The sequence below is a fragment of the Allobosea sp. P1_A7 genome, from assembly GCF_056406775.1.
Window position 1 is genome coordinate 1 of the sequence record NZ_JBFTZN010000173.1, and the last position, 20054, is coordinate 20054.

Consider the following 20054-nt stretch of genomic DNA (forward strand, 5'->3'; position numbering starts at 1 on the left):
GGCCTGCAGGCGGTCAGCACGGTCCTACAAAGCGGCGTCTCGATCTTCATCGCCGGGGTCATCGTGACGATCCTGCCGCTGATCATCACCATGCTGGTTGGCCGCTACATCCTTCGCTACGACAACACGGCCATTTTCGCCGGTGCCCTTTCCGGCTCGCGCAGCGCCAATCCCGCCTTTGGCGAGGTGCTCGACAAGGCCGGCAACTCCATACCGACCACGCCCTTCGCCATCACCTACGCGCTGGCGAACGTGTTCCTCACCCTGCTAGGTCCCCTCGTCGTCGCCTTTGCCTGAACCAGCCGGAGACGCCCCATGACCATCGACTATTCGCAATATGCCAAGCTGAGCCCCTTCGAGCTGAAGGACGAGCTGATCAAGCTCGCCTCCAGCAGGGAAAACCGGCTGATGCTGAATGCCGGGCGCGGCAATCCGAACTTCCTGGCGACGCTGCCGCGACGGGCCTTCTTCCGCCTCGGCCTGTTCGCCGTCGCAGAAGCGGAACTCAGCTATTCCTACATGCAGAACGGCGTCGGCGGGTTGCCCAAGATCGCCGGCATCGAGGGCCGCTTCGAGCGCTTCACGGCCGAGCATCGCGATCAGCAGGGCGTCGTCTTCCTCGGGCGCGCGCTGAGCTATGTCCGCGACCAGCTCGGTCTTTCAGCCTCGGATTTCCTGCATGAGATGGTCGAAGGCATCCTGGGCAGCAATTACCCCGTGCCGCCGCGGATGCTGAAGGTCAGCGAGGACATCGTCCGGCAATACATCGTCAAGGAGATGATCGGCGGCTTCCTGCCGGCGGCGAGCATCGATCTCTTTGCCGTCGAAGGCGGAACCGCCGCGATGACCTATATCTTCAACACGCTGAAGCAGAACGGCCTGCTCAAGCGGCGACAAGGTCGCCATCGGCCTGCCCGTGTTCACACCCTATATCGAGATCCCGGAACTCGACGAATACGGGCTGGAAGAAGTCGCGATCAACGCCGACCCCAAGCAGGACTGGCAATACCCGGACAAGGAGCTCGAGAAGCTCAAGGACCCGGCGATCAAGGTGTTCTTCTGCGTCAACCCGAGCAACCCGCCTTCCGTCAAGATGGACGACCGCAGCCTGGATACGGTCGCGCGCATCGTTCGGGATCACCGGCCCGACCTCACCATCCTCACCGACGATGTCTATGGGACCTTCGCCGATAATTTCCGCTCGCTCTTTGCGATCTGCCCGCAGAACACCATGCTGGTCTACTCGTTCTCGAAATATTTCGGTGCGACCGGCTGGCGGCTCGGCGTGATCGCGACGCACAAGCAGAACATCTTCGACGATCAGCTCGCAGCCTTGCCAGAGTCCACCAAGGTCGTGCTCGACAAGCGCTACGGCTCGCTGCTTCCCGATGTGCGTTCGTTCAAGTTCATCGATCGGCTCGTCGCCGACAGCCGCACCGTTGCACTCAACCACACGGCCGGCCTGTCGACGCCGCAGCAGGTGCAGATGGTGCTGTTCTCGCTCTTCGCGCTGATGGACGAGGGCGATAACTACAAGACCGAACTCAAGACGCTGATCAGGCGGCGCGAAGCGGCGCTCTACCGCGAGCTCGGGCTTCCGCCTGAAACCGGGCCGAATGCCGTCGACTACTACACCTTGCTCGATCTCGAAGACATCGCGCGCAAGCTGCACGGCCCCGAATTCGCGGCCTGGGTGAAGGATCGCGCGAGCGCCGGCGACCTTCTCTTCCGCATCGCCGACGAGACCGGCATCGTGCTCCTGCCCGGTCGCGGTTTCGGCACGCAGCAACCGGCAGGTCGCGTCTCGCTCGCCAATCTGAACGAGTTCGAATACGCCCGGATCGGCCACGCCTTGCTTGGCATGGCCGACGAATTCTATGCGGAGTTCAAGAAGAAGGGCGGGAAACCAGCCAAGGCCAAGGATTCAGCCGCGAAGAAGCCAGGCAAGAAGAAGAAATCCTGAACCCGATCGCACGCTAGATCATCGGACCGGATATCGTATCCGGTCCGATGATCTAACCTTCTGCGTTTGCATAGGCTTTTCCGAAAACCGCAATCCACTTTTCGGGCCGATGCTTTAGGCCATCGGCCGCATCATCCCTCACCGCAACGTTCGGTTTTGGATGATGCGGCCGGATGGGTCCGGATAAATTCCGTGATGTTTTCCTGTTCGGGAAGGCCGATCGGAGACGGGGCCTCACGGCGAACCACAGCGCCAGCCGAGTCAGCGATCAAGGGCCGATCACGGTTCCCCGGGCCCGGCCACCGGAGACGCGGCWGGAGCAGCCCGTGCCGACCAATCCCGCGTCGATCAGCGCGCAGGTCCTGACCGGCGTGGCGCAATAGCCGCCGACATCGCTCGAGACGGGCGTGGAATAGGCAGGGTAGCTATAGGAGTAAGCATAAGGAGACTCGTAGGGATACGAATAGTCGTATCCGTAATACGGGTAGGCAGCCGAGGCCGCGATCGCCGTGCCAGCAACGAGACCGGCCGCGCCCCAGCCATAGCCGTAACGGGAGTAACCCCAGCCGCGACGCCAGCCCCAGTAGTTTCCTGCCCGCATATAGGGTCGGTTCCAGCCGCCTCTCCAGCCGACGCCGCGATATCCGTACCCTCCAGGCCGGAACCCAACACCCCGCCCGTACCAACCGCCGTCGCGCATGCCACCATGCCAGCCGCCGCCATGGAAGCCCCCTCCGCCGTATCGTCCCTGGGCCGATGCATCGTCGACAGCGACCGTGACAAGGGGAAGAACTGAAGCCGCAAGAAGTAGGATGTGGCGCATGGCACGCTCCCGCGACGGAACACACCACAATCATAGCGCGAAGGAGGTGGCCGGGGATCCCTCGGACGGCACACGTTTCAGCGATTGCACGAATACGCAGCGAGCAGGCTGAATGAAGAATGGCCGGGACGAGCCCGGCCATCATCAAAGGCGTTCCTTCGGAACCTCCTTCGGAATTATCCCGTCACCGCACCCTCGCTGGCGGAGCGTGCGAGCGCCGAATATTTTGCCAGCACGCCGCGCTTGTAGCGGGGCTCCGGCTGCGTCCAGGCAGACCGCCGGCGTTCGATCTCGGCCGCGTCGACATCGAGCTGCAGGAGCAGCTTGTGAGCGTCGATCGTGATCTGGTCGCCTTCGTGGACGAGCGCGATCGTGCCGCCCTCGAACGCCTCGGGCGTGACGTGGCCCACGACCATGCCCCAGGTGCCGCCGGAGAAGCGGCCATCCGTGATCAGGCCGACGCTGTCGCCGAGGCCACGGCCGATGATCGCCGAGGTCGGAGCCAGCATCTCAGGCATGCCCGGCCCGCCCTTCGGCCCGAGATAGCGCAGGACCACAACGTCGCCGGGGCGGATCTTGTCGGAAAGGATCGCCTCCATCGCCGATTGTTCGTCCTCGAACACCCGAGCAGGACCGCTGATGACGGGGCTCTTCAGACCCGAGATCTTGGCAACCGCTCCGCCCTCCGCGAGATTGCCCCTGAGGATGGCGAGGTGGCCTTCCTTGTAGAGCGCCCCGCTGATCGGGCGGATCACCTCCTGCGAGGCCCGCGGCACATCCGGCACATCGGCCAGCTCTTCCGCCATGGTGCGCCCGGTGATGGTCAGGCAATCGCCATGCAGGAGCCCGGCGGTGAGCAGGACTTTCAGCACCTGCGGGACACCGCCGGCCTGATGCAGATCGACAGCCATGTATTTGCCGGAGGGCTTGAGGTCGCAGATCACCGGAACCTTGCGGCGAACGCGCTCGAAATCGTCCAGCGTCCACTCCACCTCGGCGGCGTGGGCGATCGCCAGATAATGCAGCACGGCATTGGTCGAACCGCCGGTCGCCATGATCAGCGCGACCGCGTTCTCGATCGACTTGCGGGTGACGATATCGCGCGGCTTGATGCCCTTCTTCACCGCCTCGACCAGAACGCGGGCCGATTCAGCGGTGCTGTCGACCTTCTCCTGATCGGGATTGGCCATGTTGGAGGAGTAGAGCAGCGACATGCCGAGCGCTTCGAACGAAGAGCTCATCGTGTTTGCGGTATACATTCCGCCGCAGGAACCGGTCGTCGGGCAGGCGTTGCGCTCGATCCCGTCAAAGTCCTCCTGGCTCATCTTGCCGGCCATGAAGGCACCGACCGCCTCGAAGGCCGAGACGATCGACAGATCCTCACCCTTCCATTTTCCCGGCTTGATGGTGCCGCCATAGACATAGATCGCCGGCGCATTGGCACGCAGAATGCCGATCATGCCGCCCGGCATGTTCTTGTMGCARCCGCCGAGGACGAGCACGCCGTCCATCCACTGGCCCTGCACCGAGGTTTCGACGCAATCGGCAATGACCTCGCGGGAGACCAGGGAGTATTTCATGCCCTCGGTGCCCATCGACATTCCGTCCGAGATCGTCGGCGTGCCGAAGACCTGCGGATTGCCGCCGGCTGCCTTGATCGCTGCGATCGCGGCGTCCGCCAGCGGCTGCAGGCCGGCATTGCAGGGCGTGATCGTCGAATGCCCGTTGGCGATGCCGATCATCGGCTTGTCGAAATCGGCCTTCTCGTAACCCAGCGCGTAATACATCGCGCGGTTCGGCGAGCGGGCGATGCCCTGGGTGATATTCTTGGAACGTTCGTTGAAGGGCATGGGCATGTGCTCCCGGTCGGCGGCAGTCAGAGGTGACGAGGCAGTTTTAGAGCCACTCCAATCTAATGAGAAATATACTTTTCTATCGCCATTAGGTCACAGGGCATATTAGAGGATCCCATGGACCTCCGTCAGCTCCGCCATTTCCTCTCCGTCGCAGAAGAGCTGCATTTCGGCCGGGCTGCCGAGCGCCTGGGCATGACGCAACCGCCCCTGAGCCAGTCGATCCAGGCCCTGGAGAGTGAATTGGGCGTGCAGCTCTTCGTGCGGACGAAGCGCAGCGTCGCCCTGACGCCCGTCGGCCAGGAATGGCTTGCTCACGCACGTGCCGTTCTCGACAAGGCCGCGGGGTTGCCGGAAACCGCCCGCCGCCTCTCGCGCGGCGAACTCGGCAGCCTGCGCCTCGCTTTCGTCAGCACGGCCGATTACAGCGTGCTTCCCGGGATGGTCAGCCGGTTCCGGCAGAGTTTTCCTCATGTCGCGGTCTCGCTGCGCGAGGCAACCAGCGACATCCAGATCGAGGCGGTGCTGACCGACGAGATCGACGTCGGCATGATCATCGCCCCCGACCGCAAGGCCCTGCAGGCCACGCTCAATTATCGCCCGCTCCTGCGTGAGCCCTTGGTCGCCGCTGTTCCCGAGGCCTGGATCGCGGCCCGCCGCCCGGGTTTCACCGCCGAGACCTTGCGCGCCGAGGCGATCATGGCCGCGCCGCTCATCCTGTTTCCGCGCCATATCGCGCCTGCATTCCACGACATCGTGTCGGGCTACTTCGCCGAGCATGGCGCGCCCCTTGCCGTCCATCAGGAGGCGATCCAGATGCAGACGATCATCGGGCTCGTCGCCGCCGGCATGGGAATCGCGCTGGTGCCGCAATCCATGACCAACCTGCGCCGGCGCGGGGCGCATTACCTGCCTCTGCAGGATTCCGCTCCGGAGATCGAAACCGGCCTGGTCTGGCGCGCGGCCAACAGCTCGCCGACGCTGCAGCGCTTCCTCGAGATCGCGTCCTAAGGCATTGGCCCGAAAAGTGGATTTCGGTTTTCGGGAAGGCCGATGCAGCCACGGAAGGTTGGATCATCGGCCGGATACGATATCTGGCCCGATGGTCCAGGCGCCGTTCCTGCAAGGATGAGCCTGCTCCCGCGGCGCGGCTAAGCTGCCCCCGAACAGCAACGGCCGGGACATGCCCGGCCGTCGTTCGAAATCCTGTCCTGGCGGGGCGCTCGGCCTCGCCGTCTCAATCGAGCTTGAACTTGCCGAATTCGCGGTGCTCGCCATAGATGCGGCGGACGGTGCCGGTGATCGAGCGGTAGACGATGGTCTCGGTCTCGATCACGTCCTTGCCGAACTTCACGCCTGACAGCATGCCGCCATCGGTGACGCCGGTGGCGGAGACAATGACGTCGCCCGAGGCCATTTCCGACATATCGTATTTCTTGTTCGGATCGAGGACGCCCATGCCATGGGCGCGCTTGCGCTTCTCCTCGGTGTCGAGGATCAGGCGGCCCTGCATCTGGCCGCCGACGCAGCGCAGCGCAGCCGCCGCCAGCACGCCCTCGGGCGCGCCGCCAATGCCCATATAGATGTCGATGCCGGTCTTGGCAGGCTCGGTGCAGAAGATCACGCCGGCGACGTCGCCATCGGTGATCAGGCGGATCGACGCACCGGTCTTGCGGATCTCCTCGATCAGCTTGGCATGGCGCGGACGGTCCATGACCAGTGCGCTGATCTCATGCGGCTTCACGCCCTTGGCCTTGGCGAGCGCATGGATGTTGTCGGTCGGCGACGCGTCGAGATCGATGACGCCCTGCGCATAGCCGGGGCCGATCGCGATCTTGTCCATGTAGACGTCCGGCGCATAAAGCAGCTTGCCGGCTTCAGCCATGGCCATGACGGCGATGGCGCCGGGCATGTCCTTGGCGCAAAGCGTCGTGCCTTCGAGCGGGTCGACGGCGATGTGGACCTTGGGCCCGTGCCGGTTGCCGACCTTCTCGCCGATAAAGAGCATCGGGGCCTCGTCGCGCTCGCCCTCGCCGATGACGATCTCGCCATCGATGGGCAGGCGGTTGAGTTCGCGGCGCATGGCATCGACCGCTGCCTGGTCGGCTGCCTTCTCATTGCCATGGCCGCGCAGGCGCGCCGCGGAGACCGCTGCGCGCTCGGTGACGCGGACCAGTTCCATCGAGAGATAGCGCTCGATGATATGGGATGAGGCGATGGTGAGTTCGGACATGGGGCTCCCTCGAACTATTCAGCAGTCGGCAATTGGCAGGTCGGACACGCGGGGCGCCGAGGCCTATTCCCGTTCAATCCTTATCACCTGCGGCGGTTCCGCAATGTGACCGTCGGCGGTGACCATTTCGAGCGCGTCGCGGATCGCCGACTCGCTGGTGGCGTAGGTGATGAGCACGACAGGCACCGGCGCCCCGGAACGACCCGTCGGGTCCCGGGTGGCGGCGGCTTCCGAGCGATGCTGGACGATGCTCTCGAGCGAGATATCGGCTTGTGCCATGCGGGTGGCGATGGCCGCGGCGGCGCCCGGCCGGTCGGCGACCGCGAGGCGGATGTAATAGCCGCCCTCATGGCGCTGCATCGGTGCACGCACCGGCTGCTCGAGCCGGGAGACCGGCAGGCCGAAGGGCAATCCAGCCGTGCCGCTCGCGACATCGGTGATATCCGCGACGACGGCAGACGCGGTGGGATCGCCGCCGGCGCCGGGGCCGACCAGTGTCAGTTCGCGGACCGCGTCGGCATCGATCGTCACCGCATTGGTGACGCCCATGACCTGCGCGATGGCGGAGGATTTCGGCACCATCGTCGGGTGCACGCGCTGCTCGATACCGGTTCGGGTGCGCTCGGCGACGCCGAGCAGTTTGATGCGATAACCGAGCTCGTCGGCCATCTTCAGATCGAGCGGGGCGATCGAGGAAATGCCTTCGACATGAATCGCTTCGGCGTCGATCTTCACTCCGAATGCGAGGCTGGTCAGAATCGCAAGCTTATGGGCCGTGTCGTAGCCCTCGACATCGAAGGTCGGGTCGGCCTCGGCATAACCGAGACGCTGGGCGTCCTTGAGGCAGGCCTCGAAGGTCAGCCCCTCCAGCTCCATGCGCGAGAGGATGTAATTGCAGGTACCGTTGAGGATGCCATAGAGCCGCGAAACATTGTTCCCCGAAAGCGCCTCGCGCAGCGTCTTGACCACCGGAATGCCGCCGGCGGAAGAGGCTTCGAACGCAAGCGCAACGCCCTTCTCTTCGGCAAGCACAGCAAGCGCGACGCCGTGATGCGCCAGCAGTGCCTTGTTGGCGGTCACCACCGATTTCCCGGAGGACAGAGCGGCCTCGACCGCAGCCTTGGCGACGCCGTCCGAACCGCCGACGAGTTCGACGAAGCAATCGATCTGCGACGAGCGCGCCAGCTCGACCGGATCGTCAAACCAGGTGTAGCCGGTGAGATCGATGCCGCGATCACGGTTTCGGTCGCGGGCCGAAACGGCCGTCACACGCACGGCGCGGCCGCAGCGGGCCGCAATGGCGTTTTCCTGGCGGTTGAGGATACGCAGCACCGAAGCGCCGACCGTGCCAAGGCCGGCGACACCAACGCGCAAGGGAGCAGGACCGGGTGAGGAAGCGAGCGTCGTCATGCCGTCGGGGTCGCACGCGACAACGGGCGAGTCAACGGAGCGGATGCGCGGTTCGGTACGAAGCCTGGCGCGACGCGCGCAGTTTCTCAGCTCAGGAACGGGAAGCGATCAAGGCCTCACGGCGGACACAACATGCGCGCTGATTCGCCCTTCGAGCTTGTCGGTCGATGCCATGGCGCGCTCCCGTAAGACAGGACGTTCGATCTGGGGCTGGATCGAGCCGCAGCCGGTCATTCAGCGCGTATCCACGCCGAAGAACCCTACGCTGGAGCGCGTGACCGCGAAACGGATATCTCAAACGGCTGGAGGATGGTGCCGCCTTGGGGCGCTGGTCAGTCGAACCGGCAGACGACCTCGGCTGCGAGCCTTTTCAGCTTGCCGTCGGCAAAGGTCAGATGCAGCCGCAGCAGCTGATTGCCGAAGGCCGTGGTCTTGATGGTGTGCAGCGCCTCCAGCGTCGGCCCGGTCCAGGTCGTCGCGTTCTCAACTACGGGGCGCCAGAACCAGGCGGCAGGCCGCTCGATGCTGATCGTGCCCAGGCGCTGTTCGGCTTCGGCCTGTTCCAGTCCCAGGGGGAAATAGCGAGCGGCAATCTCCGTCGCGTCCCGGCCGCATTCGTTGGAGCGAGTCGCGGTGAGGATATCCGACACCAGCGGCGAGTTCGTCTGCGTGTTGCGTCCGCGCGAGTAATCATAGGTGACGACGAGGCAGACCAGCGCGAACAGGCCAAAACCGATGCCGATCAAACGGCCTTTGCTGAACATGCCGAGCCCCTGCCCTCAACTGCAAGACCGATGGCGGCGCCTCTGCGCCGACCATCGCGCACTCGTCTTAGCTCAGCTTACCCAGCTTTGGATATCTGGATGACGTTGTGAAGCGTTTGATCCGCACCCTTGAGGAAGCGACCGATATTCCGGGCCGCCTGCCGGATACGCTGCTCGTTCTCGACGATGGCGATGCGGACGAAATCGTCGCCATGTTCGCCAAAGCCGATGCCGGGCGCGACGGCGACCTCCGCCTTCTCGATCAGCAGCTTCGAGAACTCGAGCGAGCCGAGATGGCGGAACTTCTCCGGGATCGGCACCCAGGCGAACATCGAGGCCTGCGGTGCGGGGAAGTCCCAGCCGGCCTTGCCGAAGCTTTCGACAAGCGCGTCGCGCCGCTTGCGATAGATCTCGCGCATTTCGCGGATGCAATCGTCCGGGCCATTTAGGGCGGCGGCTGCGGCAACCTGGATCGGCGTATAAGCGCCGTAGTCGAGATAGGACTTGACCCGCGCCAGCGCCGCGAGCAGGCGCTCGTTGCCGACGGCAAAGCCCATGCGCCAGCCGGCCATCGAGAAGGTCTTCGACATCGACGTGAACTCGACCGTGACGTCCATGGCGCCCGGCACCTGCAACATCGAGGGCGGCGGGTCGTTCTCGTCGAAATAGACCTCGGCATAGGCGAGATCGGACAGCAGAATCAGCTCGTGCTTCTTCGCGAAGGCGACGAGGTCGCGGTAGAAATCGAGCGAGGCGGTATAGGCGGTCGGGTTCGCCGGATAGCAGGTCACGAGTGCGATCGGCTTCGGCACCGAGTGGATCATCGCCCGCTCCAAGGCGGGGAAGAAGGCCGGAGTCGGCTCTGCGGGAACGGAGCGGATGACACCGCCTGCCATCAGGAAGCCGAAGGCATGAATCGGATAGCTCGGATTCGGCACGAGCACGACGTCGCCGGGGCCGGTGATCGCCTGCGCCATATTGGCGAAGCCTTCCTTCGAGCCCAGTGTCGCGACCACCTGGGTGTCGGGGTTCAGCTTCACGCCAAAACGGCGCGCGTAATAATGCGCCTGGGCGCGGCGCAGGCCGGCAATGCCCTTGGAAGCGGAGTAACGGTCCGTGCGCGGCTTGCCGGCGGTTTCGACCAGCTTCTCGATGACATGCTTCGGCGCCGGCAGATCGGGATTGCCCATGCCGAGGTCGATGATATCGACGCCCTTGGCTCGTTCGGCCGCCTTGATCTTGTTGACCTGTTCGAAAACATAGGGCGGCAGGCGTTTGATGCGATGAAAATCGGTCATTTCGAACATGTCCCTGGACGCGCCGCGAGAACCGGCTCGTCACAATTGTGCGTTGACTGCCCTTAGCATCGCATCTTCGGTCAGGACAGGCCGTAAGGCGCAATTTTCGACGAAAGACGCCAGCGTGGCAGGGGCGCCTCGGGCCTTCCTAGCGGCATGCCCCTTCCGGCCGCAGCCTTCGTGCCGCTCATTTGGCCTTCATCAGAACCGGCAGTTCCTTCAGAAAGGCGTCGCGGAGCTTCCGGCCGGGTATGCCATCCGTGCGTTCCGCGCCGATCAGCAGGCGCGCGAAGACGACGCGCCTGTCCTTGTTGTCGGCCCAGCCGACGAACCAGCCGAGAGGCCGCTTCCGATCGATTTCGCCTGCAGCGTTCCGAAGCCAGATGCTGCCGGTCTTGCCTTTCACCGCCCAGTCTCCGGCGCTGAAGCTGGGAAGGATCGCCCTGGTCATCTCATGGGCGTTGCCGGAAACCGGCAGCGAGCCGGACAGGAGGCGCCTCAGGAAGCCCGTCTGCTCCTCTGGCGAGATGGTCAGCGACGACGAGATCCAGGAATGGGTCAGGCCATTGTTCTGCCCGCGATCACCCGAGACATCGCCGTTGCCATAGCCGAGCTTCGCGACATGGGCTGCGAAGCTCCTGGGCCCGAGCCGGGCGGTCATTTCGCGCGAGTACCAGATGACCGAATCCGCCTCCCAGATCGTCGGGTCGACCGGCTTGCGATCCCGCGCCACCGCGTTGAATCGCGGTTGATAGTCCCAGAGGGGCTTGTGCTGGTCTTCGAGAATGCCCGCGTCGTAACCGATCGCAGCAAGCGGCACCTTGAAGGTCGATGCGGGGCTGAAGCGCTTGTCGCAGGTTCCTTCGCGGTGGAGCGTCTTTCCCGATGCCGCCTCGAGAATGAGCGTGCAATCGAGATACGGCTTCACGGGGACAGTCTGAGCCTGCGCAGAATTGGGCAGCAGTGCGCCCGCGATCAGCATGGCTGCGGCGAAGGAGAATGAACGATGGTCCGCTTGCGCCATGGGGCACGGTCTCCGGAACGGCAACGCCCCTGCCCTAGCGAGCCGGCCCGTCCGGGATATGGCGCGATTCCGACTAACTCGAATTAACCTAACCGATTGGTGAAGGCTGCCCTGCCCGGCAGATTGCAGGAGCCAGACGGGACGAGCCAGCCGAGTCGACTTCCGCCCAATAGAATAGGCGGCTAATCGAATCGCCGATTAGTTGGTCGGAACCACGGCCGGCGCTGGCGGCGCGGTCGCGCCGAGGGACTTGGCTTGTTCGCCGGCAGCCTCATTCGAGAGGCGCTTGGCTTCGAGGTTGGTTTCGAGCGTCTTGAAATCCGCCACGGGCTTGCGCGGTGCAGCGCGCGTCGCAGACGTGCCGACCGAGATGTAATCCCGCTCCGTCGAGCGGCTCTCCTTGACGAAGGGCTTCGATTCCTGCGGCGTGGTCGCTAGTCCCGCAGCCTCGGCGACACCCTTCACGCCATCCCCCGCACAGCCGGCAAGAAATGGGGCGCAGAGCAGCAGCAGCGCCAGGAACCTTGTCGTAGGATTGTTGAGTGACATGAGCAGGTCCGGCGCGTTGCAGAATTATCTTTTTACACCATATCGTTTACGTCCTTAATGGGACCAAAATAGGAAGCAAGGGCTTCCGCAAAAGACGTGGCAAGGGGAGACGATTCATGTGCCCGCCAGCCGACGACAAGCCGAAGGGTCCCGCTGGCTCGGACGAAGCGCCTGTGCCGGATTTCGACCTGCTGGCCCAGAACATGGGGCGCTTCATGGAAGAGGCCGGGAAGGTGACCGCTGCCTATCTGAAGCCGATCGAGCGCGGCGAGGCGAAGACCGGCGCCGCCGACGAGGTCAGCGAAATGGTCAAGACCATTGGCCGGAGGAAGCAGCTCCGGTCGCCGAGCCCGACAAGCGCGATGCGCGCTTTGCCGATCCGGACTGGTCGGCCCACCCGATGTTCGATTTCGTCAAGCAGGCCTATCTGATCGGCTCGCGCTGGGCCGAGTCGATGGTTGATCGCGCCGAGGACCTTGACCCGCATACCCGTGAGAAGGCGCGCTTCTACGTCAAGCAGATCGCCAGCGCGCTTTCGCCCTCGAATTTCGTCGCAACGAATCCCGAACTCCTGCGCGAGACGCTCAAGCAGAACGGCGAGAATCTCGTGCGCGGGATGAAGATGCTGGCCGAGGATGTCGAAGCCGGAGGCGGCGAACTCAAGATCCGCCAGTCGGACGGGCGTGCCTTTGAGGTCGGCGTCAATATCGCCACGACGCCCGGCAAGGTCATCTATCGCAACGAGATCATGGAGCTGATCCAGTACGCACCGTCGACCGAGCAGGTCTTCAAGCGCCCCCTGCTGATCGTGCCGCCCTGGATCAACAAGTTCTACATTCTCGATCTCAATGCCGAGAAGAGCTTTATCCGCTGGTGCGTGGCGCAGGGACTGACGGTCTTCTGCATCTCCTGGGTCAACCCCGACGAGCGCCACGCCGCCAAGGATTTCGAGAGCTATATGCGCGAGGGCATCTTCGAGGCCCTTGACGCGGTCGAGCAGGCGACCGGCGAAAAGCGCGTGACCGCCATCGGCTATTGCGTCGGCGGCACGCTGCTTGGCGTCACCCTCGCCTATATGGCTGCGACCAGGGACAAGCGCATCGAGAGCGCGACCTTCTTCACGACGCAGGTCGATTTCTCGAAGGCCGGCGAACTCTCGGTCTTCGTCGATGAGGATCAGATCCGCGCCGTCGAGGAGCAGATGGCCCAGCGCGGCTATCTCGACGGCGCGCGCATGGCCGGAGCCTTCAACATGCTGCGGCCGAACGACCTGATCTGGTCCTATGCCGTCAACAACTACCTGAAGGGCAAGCTCCCGACCGCGTTCGACCTGCTCTACTGGAACTCCGATTCGACGCGCATGCCGGCCGCCAACCATTCCTTCTATCTGCGCGGCTGCTATCTGGAGAACCGGCTCTCCAAGGGTGAGATGACGATCGGCGGGAAGACGCTCGATCTGAAGGCGGTGAAGATTCCCGTCTACAACCTCGCCGCCAAGGAAGACCACATTGCTCCGGCCCAGTCCGTCTTCATCGGCTCGCAATGTTTCGGCGGGCCGGTCGACTATGTCATGGCGGGCTCCGGCCATATCGCGGGGGTGATCAACCCGCCTGGCAAGGTGAAGTACCAGTACTGGACCGGGGGCAAACCCGAGGGCGTGTTCGCCGATTGGGCCAAGGGCGCCGTCGAACACCCCGGTTCCTGGTGGCCGCATTGGCTCGGCTGGCTGACTTCGCAGGCGCCGAAGACACTGCCGGCGCGCGAGCCGGGCGACGGAGCACTGGCGCCGCTCGAGGACGCGCCTGGAAGCTACGTCAAGATCAGGGTTTGAGCCCCTTCGGAGCCGGATGACCTTCCGGATCACAAAAAAGCCGACCCAAGGGCCGGCTTTTCGCAGAATTGGGTACGTCGATCAGTTCTTCCGCACCACCGGGCGCATCGGGATCGTCTCCTGCGGATTGTCCCAACGATAGGTGATGCCGGCGGAAACGACATGAACATGCGGCTTGGCCTCGGCCGTGTAGAGAACCGCGCCCTGCTGCGGATGCGCTCCGGAATAGTTCACGCTCGCATTCTGGACGTGGAGGTAGGTATAGCCCAGGTCGAACTTGATCCTATCCGAGACCTGATAGCTGAAGCCTGTCGATAACCAGAGGCGGTCATTATCCGAGATGAAGACCGTGCGGTTCTCGTCGTTCACGGCCGAAAGCTCGTAACCGACACCGGCGCGAAGGGTCAGATCGCGGTTGTATTTGTATTCGAGACCCGCCGCGAAGTACCAGCTGTCGTCATACTGGAAGTTCAGGCTGGTGAAAGGAACGCCAAAATTGCTGGCGACCACGGGAATGCGACGGAAACGGCTCCAGTTCGTCCATTCGACACCAAGGTGAGCTTGCCACTGGTCGTTGATGACCTGGGAGAGGCCGAATACGACCGAATCGGGCAGATTCAGGTTCGCCTTGATCGGGTTCGAACCCGCAGCGAGGATCGGCGGGACCGCGGCCGGGGTCTTGAACGTGCCCTCCAGCGAATGATGGATCATCGAGCGGTAGGCCAGGCCGATATTGGTTCCCTGCCACGGGGTCAGCGTCACGCCGAGCTTGTAACCGAAATCGATCGAGTCGCCTTCGAGGATGGTGTTGGCCGCCGTAGCCGTGATGCCAGCTGCCTGCTTCAGATTGGTCTTGAAATACTGCACCTGGAGCGCTGCGCCCACGGCGAGCCAGTCATTCACCTGGTAGCCGACCGTCGGCGTAACGTTGATCGTCGCGACGCGCGCCGAGCGGCCGTAGATCTGAGACGCATTGAATTGGTTTTCGGGTTTCGAGCGCAATCCGAAGGGCACGCCGGTGTGCATGCCGATCCAGAGGCGATCGGTCAGCTGCCAGGCTGAATACGAAGCCGGCACGAAACCGCCATCGCCGCCGATCTCGCCGGTGCCGAGGTTGCTTCCTCCAGCGGCGCCGATCGGGACGATCGCGCCGTTAGGCAGCCGCACCCGTGTTGGCGAGGTCGGATCGTAGCTGGCGCTCGGGGCGATGTAGCTGAAGTTCCAATTGCTGTTGCGGCCTGGAAACATGGTGATCGTGGCCGGGTTGAAGGTCATGGCTCCCATGCCGATGCCGCCGGAGGCCGCGCCGGCAAATGCCATGCCGAGGCCCTCGGCACTCGTTCCACTGCGCAGCGAAAACGAACTTGCCGAAGCGACGCCGGAAACCAGAAGAGCAGCGACTGAAACGGTAGCAGCGGCGGTGTAGCGAACCATGCTCTTCATCGAGTACCCATCCCTAGGATTGACGTTCTTTCGGGCAAATCACCCGCTTCGCCGACGAACATGCCGCGCTCGCGTTTCTGCCGCAATCCCGCCCTGAACGGCACAATTTCGCCATGCTTCTCCATGTGCTTGCACCGCAGCAGGCAGAATCGGCTAAAAATCCGCCGATTCCTGCAGTGCCGATCAAGTCGGCGCGTGAAAAAGATCGTTTATATGCGAACTATCACAAGTTTTGCGCAGGTGGCAGTTCTACGAGCCTACGTCTAAGGGTTGCAGAAGCCTTTGCTTTGGCGACGGCCGTTGCATTCCCGCAACAAGTTTCGGGGCCCCCCTGTGCAGTCGCGTCATGCGCAGGAACCGCTTGCCTCCGGCGCCCCGTCCGCACAGGATCGCGCACCTTTGATCATATCGATTGAAACGGGGGAAACGACGTGAAACTGGTACGTTATGGCGCTTTCGGCCAAGAGAAGCCCGCGCTGCTGGACTCCAAGGGCGTGCTGCGCGACCTGTCAGGCAAGGTTTCGGACATCGCCGGCAAGGCGCTGACCTCGGCCTCGCTTGCGGCACTGAAGGCGCTCGATGCCGAAACGCTCCCCGAGGTTCAGGGGACGCCGCGCATTGGCGCCTGCGTCGGCGATGTGTGCAATTTCATCGCTGTCGGCCTCAACTTCGCCGACCATGCGGCTGAGACCGGCGCGCCGATCCCGGCCGAGCCGATCCTGTTCAACAAGGCGCCGAACTGCATCGTCGGCCCCTATGACGACGTCACCATCCCGAAGAACTCGAAGAAGACCGACTGGGAAGTCGAGCTTGCGATCGTGATCGGCGATGGCGGCTCCTATATCGCCGAGAAGGACGCCATGGCCGCGATCGCAGGCTTTTGCGTCTGCAACGACGTCTCGGAGCGCGAATTCCAGACCGAGCGCGGCGGCCAATGGGCCAAGGGCAAGGGCTGCCCGACCTTCGGCCCGCTCGGCCCCTGGCTGGTGACCCCCGACGAGATCGCCGATATCCAGAATCTCGGCATGTGGCTCGAGGTCGATGGCGAGCGCGTCCAGAACGGCTCGACCAAGACGATGATCTTCGGTGCCGCCTATCTCGTGCACTATATCAGCCAGTTCATGCGGCTCGATCCGGGTGATGTCATCACCACCGGCACTCCGCCCGGCGTTGGTCTCGGCTTCAAGCCGCCGCGCTTCCTGAAGGGCGGCGAGGTCGTGGCTCTCGGCATCGACGGCCTCGGCACGCAGAAGCAGAACTTCGTCCCCTACAAGGGCTGAGATAAAAAGACGCCGCCATGGCTGCTTGACCCAACCATGGCGGCGTTGCCCACACCGCAAATAATGTCGCTCACAGCTGCCATGGAGGCAGCCAAAGCGGCGGGGACTAGTCTCGGGTCTCGTGTCGTAAAGCCACCAGTCGCCGCAGCGACGTGACATTACGCACAACCGATCCCCCGATAGAGGCCATCCCTCCCCATATCGGCTACCCCCATTTGGGGGACGTCAAGGCAAAGGGTCATCACGACCCCGTCAGCTGACCATAGGTCGTGACCGCAGCGGATTGCCCGCGCTGCTCCCCTTGCCTCAACGGAGAAGGCCCGGCTTGGGGCCGGGCCTTTCGCCTTTGCGGACGATATCCGGCTCGATGATCTAAGCTTCGCCGAGCCCGAGCATCAGGCGGATATTCTGGACCGCAGCGCCCGAGGCGCCCTTGCCGAGATTGTCGAGCTTGGCGACGAGCACCGCCTGCCGCAGCTCCTCATTGCCGAAGACCCGCAATTCGAGCTGGTTGGTGTCGTTGAGCGACTCCGTTTCCAGCTTGCCGCCGGCCTCGGCCGGAACCACCTTCACATAGGTCGAGCCGGCATAGCGCGCCGCCAGCGCGTCGTGCAGGTCGGCGACCTTCGGCTTGCCCGGAAGCGTGTCGAGATGCAGCGGTACCGAGACGAGCATGCCCTGGCGGAAATTGCCAACGGACGGCACGAAGATCGGCCGCCGGGTCAGGCGCGCGTATTCCTGCAGCTCCGGCAGGTGCTTGTGCTTGAGCCCCATCCCGTAGAGCTCGAAGGACGGGGCGACGCCCGCCTCATAGGCTTCGATCATGCTCTTGCCGCCGCCGGAATAGCCGGAGACGGCATTGACCGTCACCGGATGATCCTGCGCGAGCAGGCCCGCATCGACCAGCGGCCGCAGCAGGGCGATGCCGCCGGTGGGGTAGCATCCGGGATTGGAGACGCGGTTGGCATTGGCGATTGCCGCGGCATGGCCGGGGGCGAGTTCGGCAAAGCCGTAGACCCAGCCCGGCGCGACGCGATGGGCAGTCGCGGCATCGACGATCTTGGGAGCGTCCGCGCCGAGTTCGTCGGCGAGCGCCACCGATTCCTTCGCTGCCTCGTCAGGCAGGCAGAGCACGACGAGATCAACCCCGGCCATCATCGCCTTGCGGGCGGCCGGATCCTTGCGCTTGTCGGGATCGATGCTCTTCACGACGACCTCCGGCAGCTCTGCCAGCCGGTCGCGAATGCCAAGGCCGGTGGTGCCGGCTTCGCCGTCGATGAAGATCGATTTCAGATTCTGGCTCATGAGGGCCTCCGAAAGCGCGCTCGCGCTCATTGATAGGTCAGCATCAGGCATAAAAAAACCGCGCTCCGGGCGCGGTTCGCGGACAATTCGGGGTTCAGCCGAGCGTCATCGCGGGCGCGCCGGGGCGGCCTGGTTGGTGCGACGTCGGATCGAGCACATGAACATGACGCTGATATGTGGGAGGGCGCCGCCCCTGTCAATCGGCATGTGACGCGACGTTGCCCTGCGGGGCACGGCAAGCCTCTCGCCCGACGAGGCGGAGGCTTGCGTCATGCCAGATTTGCCAACGGATTGAATCGCTTGGTGCGCGCGGCTCGTAAGTCGATTCAGCCCGCTCGCACAGCGATTCAATCGGCCTTCTTCTTCAGCRCCAGCGCTTGGATGTAGTGTTGGGCCACGGCGGCACCGGCGATCGCCGTCGCGTCGGCATGGTCATAGGGCGGGGAGATCTCGACGATGTCCATGCCGCGGAAATCGAGATCGCGGATGGCCCAGACCATGCGCAGTGCCTGCGCCGTCGTAAAGCCGCCGGCAACGGGCGTGCCCGTGCCCGGCGCGAAGGCCGGATCGAGCGCGTCGATATCGAAGGTGAGATAGGCGGGGCCCTGCCCGACGCGCTGCTTGATGCGCTCGACGACGCCATCGACGCCGAGCTCATGGGCTTCATAGGCGCCAAGCACCTGGATGCCGCAATCCCGGGGCGCAACTGTGCGGATGCCGACCTGGATCGAGCGATCGACATCGATCAGCCCCTCGCGCACCGCCTCCAGCATGAACGTGCCATGCGACACCGCACCAACGCCATCGTCCCAGGTGTCCTGATGCGCATCGAACTGGACGATCGCCAGCTTGCCATGGCGGGCRACATGGGCGCGCAGCAGCGGCAGGGTGATGAAATGGTCGCCGCCGAGCGTCACCAGATGGGCGCCGGTGGCGATGATCGCGGCGGATTCGCGCTCGATCGCCTTGGCGCAGCCCAGCAGGTCGCTGCGCGGCAGCGAGCAGTCGCCGTAATCCACGGCCGAGAGATGCTCGAACGGGTCGATGCGGGACGGATACTGGGCATCGCCGTCGAAGATCGCGCTGACGCGGCGCAGTGATTGCGGTCCAAAGCGCGTGCCCGGCCGGTTGGAGACCGCGAGATCGAAGGGCACGCCCCAGATCACCAGATCGCAGCCGGCGACATCCTTGCTGTAGCGGCGGCGCATGAAGGAGAGCGCGCCGGCATAGGTCGGGTCCTGCGCCGGGCCGCGCCGATCGCCGGTGAAGGCGTGGTCGATGGAGGGGGTGTCGACGGGTTCGGTCATGGCAGCAAWCCGTGAATGAAGTCAGCGCCTGCCCGTGAGCCAGACATAGAGGCACCAGGGCAGGATCAGGGCGAGGCCGGTCAGGACCAGCCGAAACGTGGTCCAGGCGATGGGGTTCTGCAGGGCGCGGCCATCGAGTTCAGGCACGCCATGGATCAGGCCGAGCGCGAAGGCCGGCGTCAGGAAGATGATCAACGCCCGCCCGACCCGACGCCCGGTCGGCTCCCCCGTCCGCGCAAGCGCGAGCAGCGCGGGAACCGCTATCATTCCGAAAGCAATGAGAACGAGCAGGATGCGCATGGCGAAGGCTGGAACCGGAGACGTGAGCCTGCGGTTTAGCATGGCCGCGGCCCTGATCCAGCCGCGCCGCGCGGCAGGCGCAGCCGAATCTGTCGTTCAGGGCGCCCGCGCTATCAGCGGCCGCCCGCCACGCGCAGAACCACGCCTGTCGTATAGGCGGAAGCCTCGGACAGCAGGAACAGCACGGCCTCGGCGATCTCGTCCGGAGACGCCGCCCGCTGCAGGGGAACGAGCGGCGCGATGCGCTCGACCCTGCCCGCTTCGCCCGTCGACAGGGCATGGATCTCGGTCTCGGTAATGCCGGGCGCAACCGCATTGACGCGGATGCCGGCTGGAGCAAGCTCCTTCGCCAGACCAACCGTCAACGTATCGATCGCTCCCTTGGAGGCGGCGTACCAGACATATTCGCCGGGCGAGCCAAGCGTTGCCGCAGCCGAGGAGATGTTGACGATCGCCCTGCCCTTCCGCTCCGGTTGAGCGAGCAGCGCCCGTGCCGCTTCACGCGCGACCAGCAACGCGCCGGTGACGTTCACGTCGATGCAGTTGCGAATGACCTCTGCGTCCGCCTCGGCTAGCGGGCCCGACTTGCCGGTGATGCCTGCATTGTTGACGACCTGGGCGATGGGCCCGAGCTTCCCCTTCGCCTCGGCGAAGACGCGCAGGATATCCGC

General features: G+C 64.2%; 19 protein-coding genes and 1 pseudogene. 5 read left to right on the forward strand and 15 right to left on the reverse strand.

The annotated features are described in order from the left end of the window. Positions 1-297: aspartate-alanine antiporter-like transporter (locus tag AC1D34_RS24905; protein ID WP_476825639.1), on the forward strand; the 297-nt coding region annotated here is incomplete at its 5' end. Here AC1D34_RS24905 and AC1D34_RS24910 read toward each other — a convergent pair. Further along, the gene (locus AC1D34_RS24910; RefSeq protein WP_476825640.1) at positions 268-594 is read right to left on the reverse strand and encodes a hypothetical protein; all 327 of its coding nucleotides are present in this window, start codon (positions 592-594) and stop codon (positions 268-270) included. The genes AC1D34_RS24905 and AC1D34_RS24910 overlap by 30 nt on opposite strands. A gap of 66 nt (positions 595-660) precedes the next feature. Further along, positions 661-906, reverse strand: coding sequence for a hypothetical protein (locus AC1D34_RS24915; protein WP_476825641.1), 246 nt, complete (start codon positions 904-906; stop codon positions 661-663). Between the two features lie 10 nt (positions 907-916). On the opposite strand from AC1D34_RS24915, the gene AC1D34_RS24920 reads away from it, so the two are divergent. After that, positions 917-1963, forward strand: a complete 1047-nt coding sequence (locus AC1D34_RS24920; protein WP_476825642.1) for a bifunctional aspartate transaminase/aspartate 4-decarboxylase — start codon at positions 917-919, stop codon at positions 1961-1963. 268 nt (positions 1964-2231) lie between these two features. Here the strand turns inward: AC1D34_RS24920 and AC1D34_RS24925 are convergent, their stop codons facing one another. Beyond that, positions 2232-2786 (reverse strand): hypothetical protein, encoded by a 555-nt coding sequence (locus AC1D34_RS24925; protein WP_476825643.1) that lies wholly within the window; start codon positions 2784-2786, stop codon positions 2232-2234. A 176-nt stretch (positions 2787-2962) separates the two neighbouring features. Next, positions 2963-4636, reverse strand: coding sequence for a dihydroxy-acid dehydratase (gene ilvD, locus AC1D34_RS24930; RefSeq protein WP_476825644.1), 1674 nt, complete (start codon positions 4634-4636; stop codon positions 2963-2965). A gap of 120 nt (positions 4637-4756) precedes the next feature. Between ilvD and AC1D34_RS24935 the strand changes: the two genes are divergently transcribed. Continuing rightward, complete coding sequence (locus tag AC1D34_RS24935) at positions 4757-5650, forward strand: LysR family transcriptional regulator (RefSeq protein ID WP_441508367.1); 894 nt, start codon at positions 4757-4759, stop codon at positions 5648-5650. A gap of 226 nt (positions 5651-5876) precedes the next feature. On the opposite strand, the gene glpX is transcribed toward AC1D34_RS24935, so the two are convergent. The 6 genes from glpX to AC1D34_RS24965 form a co-directional block, all read right to left on the reverse strand. Continuing rightward, positions 5877-6872, reverse strand: coding sequence for a class II fructose-bisphosphatase (gene glpX / locus AC1D34_RS24940; protein ID WP_069881040.1), 996 nt, complete (start codon positions 6870-6872; stop codon positions 5877-5879). 63 nt (positions 6873-6935) lie between these two features. Next, complete coding sequence (locus AC1D34_RS24945; protein WP_476825645.1) at positions 6936-8282, reverse strand: homoserine dehydrogenase; 1347 nt, start codon at positions 8280-8282, stop codon at positions 6936-6938. Between the two features lie 332 nt (positions 8283-8614). Beyond that, the gene (locus AC1D34_RS24950) at positions 8615-9046 is read right to left on the reverse strand and encodes a hypothetical protein (protein WP_069881041.1); all 432 of its coding nucleotides are present in this window, start codon (positions 9044-9046) and stop codon (positions 8615-8617) included. Between the two features lie 77 nt (positions 9047-9123). Beyond that, on the reverse strand, positions 9124-10344 hold the full coding sequence (locus tag AC1D34_RS24955) for an LL-diaminopimelate aminotransferase (RefSeq protein ID WP_476825646.1): 1221 nt from the start codon (positions 10342-10344) through the stop codon (positions 9124-9126). A gap of 187 nt (positions 10345-10531) precedes the next feature. Beyond that, positions 10532-11368 carry a class D beta-lactamase gene (gene blaOXA, locus AC1D34_RS24960; RefSeq protein WP_476825647.1) on the reverse strand — a complete coding sequence of 279 codons (837 nt, stop codon included), beginning with the start codon at positions 11366-11368 and terminating at the stop codon, positions 10532-10534. A gap of 198 nt (positions 11369-11566) precedes the next feature. Beyond that, positions 11567-11917, reverse strand: a complete 351-nt coding sequence (locus AC1D34_RS24965) for a hypothetical protein (protein ID WP_441490926.1) — start codon at positions 11915-11917, stop codon at positions 11567-11569. Between the two features lie 116 nt (positions 11918-12033). Here AC1D34_RS24965 and AC1D34_RS24970 point away from each other — a divergent pair. Then, a pseudogene (locus AC1D34_RS24970) lies at positions 12034-13748 on the forward strand (PHA/PHB synthase family protein). 81 nt (positions 13749-13829) lie between these two features. On the opposite strand, the gene AC1D34_RS24975 reads toward AC1D34_RS24970, so the two are convergent. Further along, positions 13830-15191 carry an OmpP1/FadL family transporter gene (locus AC1D34_RS24975; protein ID WP_441490928.1) on the reverse strand — a complete coding sequence of 454 codons (1362 nt, stop codon included), beginning with the start codon at positions 15189-15191 and terminating at the stop codon, positions 13830-13832. Positions 15192-15622: 431 nt separating this feature from the next. Here AC1D34_RS24975 and AC1D34_RS24980 point away from each other — a divergent pair, with 431 nt between their 5' ends. Continuing rightward, on the forward strand, positions 15623-16471 hold the full coding sequence (locus tag AC1D34_RS24980; protein WP_476825648.1) for a fumarylacetoacetate hydrolase family protein: 849 nt from the start codon (positions 15623-15625) through the stop codon (positions 16469-16471). Positions 16472-16843: 372 nt separating this feature from the next. Here AC1D34_RS24980 and argC read toward each other — a convergent pair whose 3' ends face one another. From argC to AC1D34_RS25000, 4 genes are all read right to left on the reverse strand, one after another. Beyond that, positions 16844-17776 (reverse strand): N-acetyl-gamma-glutamyl-phosphate reductase, encoded by a 933-nt coding sequence (gene argC / locus AC1D34_RS24985; RefSeq protein WP_476825649.1) that lies wholly within the window; start codon positions 17774-17776, stop codon positions 16844-16846. A 347-nt stretch (positions 17777-18123) separates the two neighbouring features. Then, positions 18124-19083 carry an agmatinase gene (gene speB / locus AC1D34_RS24990; RefSeq protein ID WP_476825650.1) on the reverse strand — a complete coding sequence of 320 codons (960 nt, stop codon included), beginning with the start codon at positions 19081-19083 and terminating at the stop codon, positions 18124-18126. A 21-nt stretch (positions 19084-19104) separates the two neighbouring features. Then, complete coding sequence (locus AC1D34_RS24995) at positions 19105-19425, reverse strand: hypothetical protein (protein WP_441490932.1); 321 nt, start codon at positions 19423-19425, stop codon at positions 19105-19107. Between the two features lie 71 nt (positions 19426-19496). Continuing rightward, positions 19497-20054: SDR family oxidoreductase (locus AC1D34_RS25000; protein WP_476825651.1), on the reverse strand; the 558-nt coding region annotated here is incomplete at its 5' end.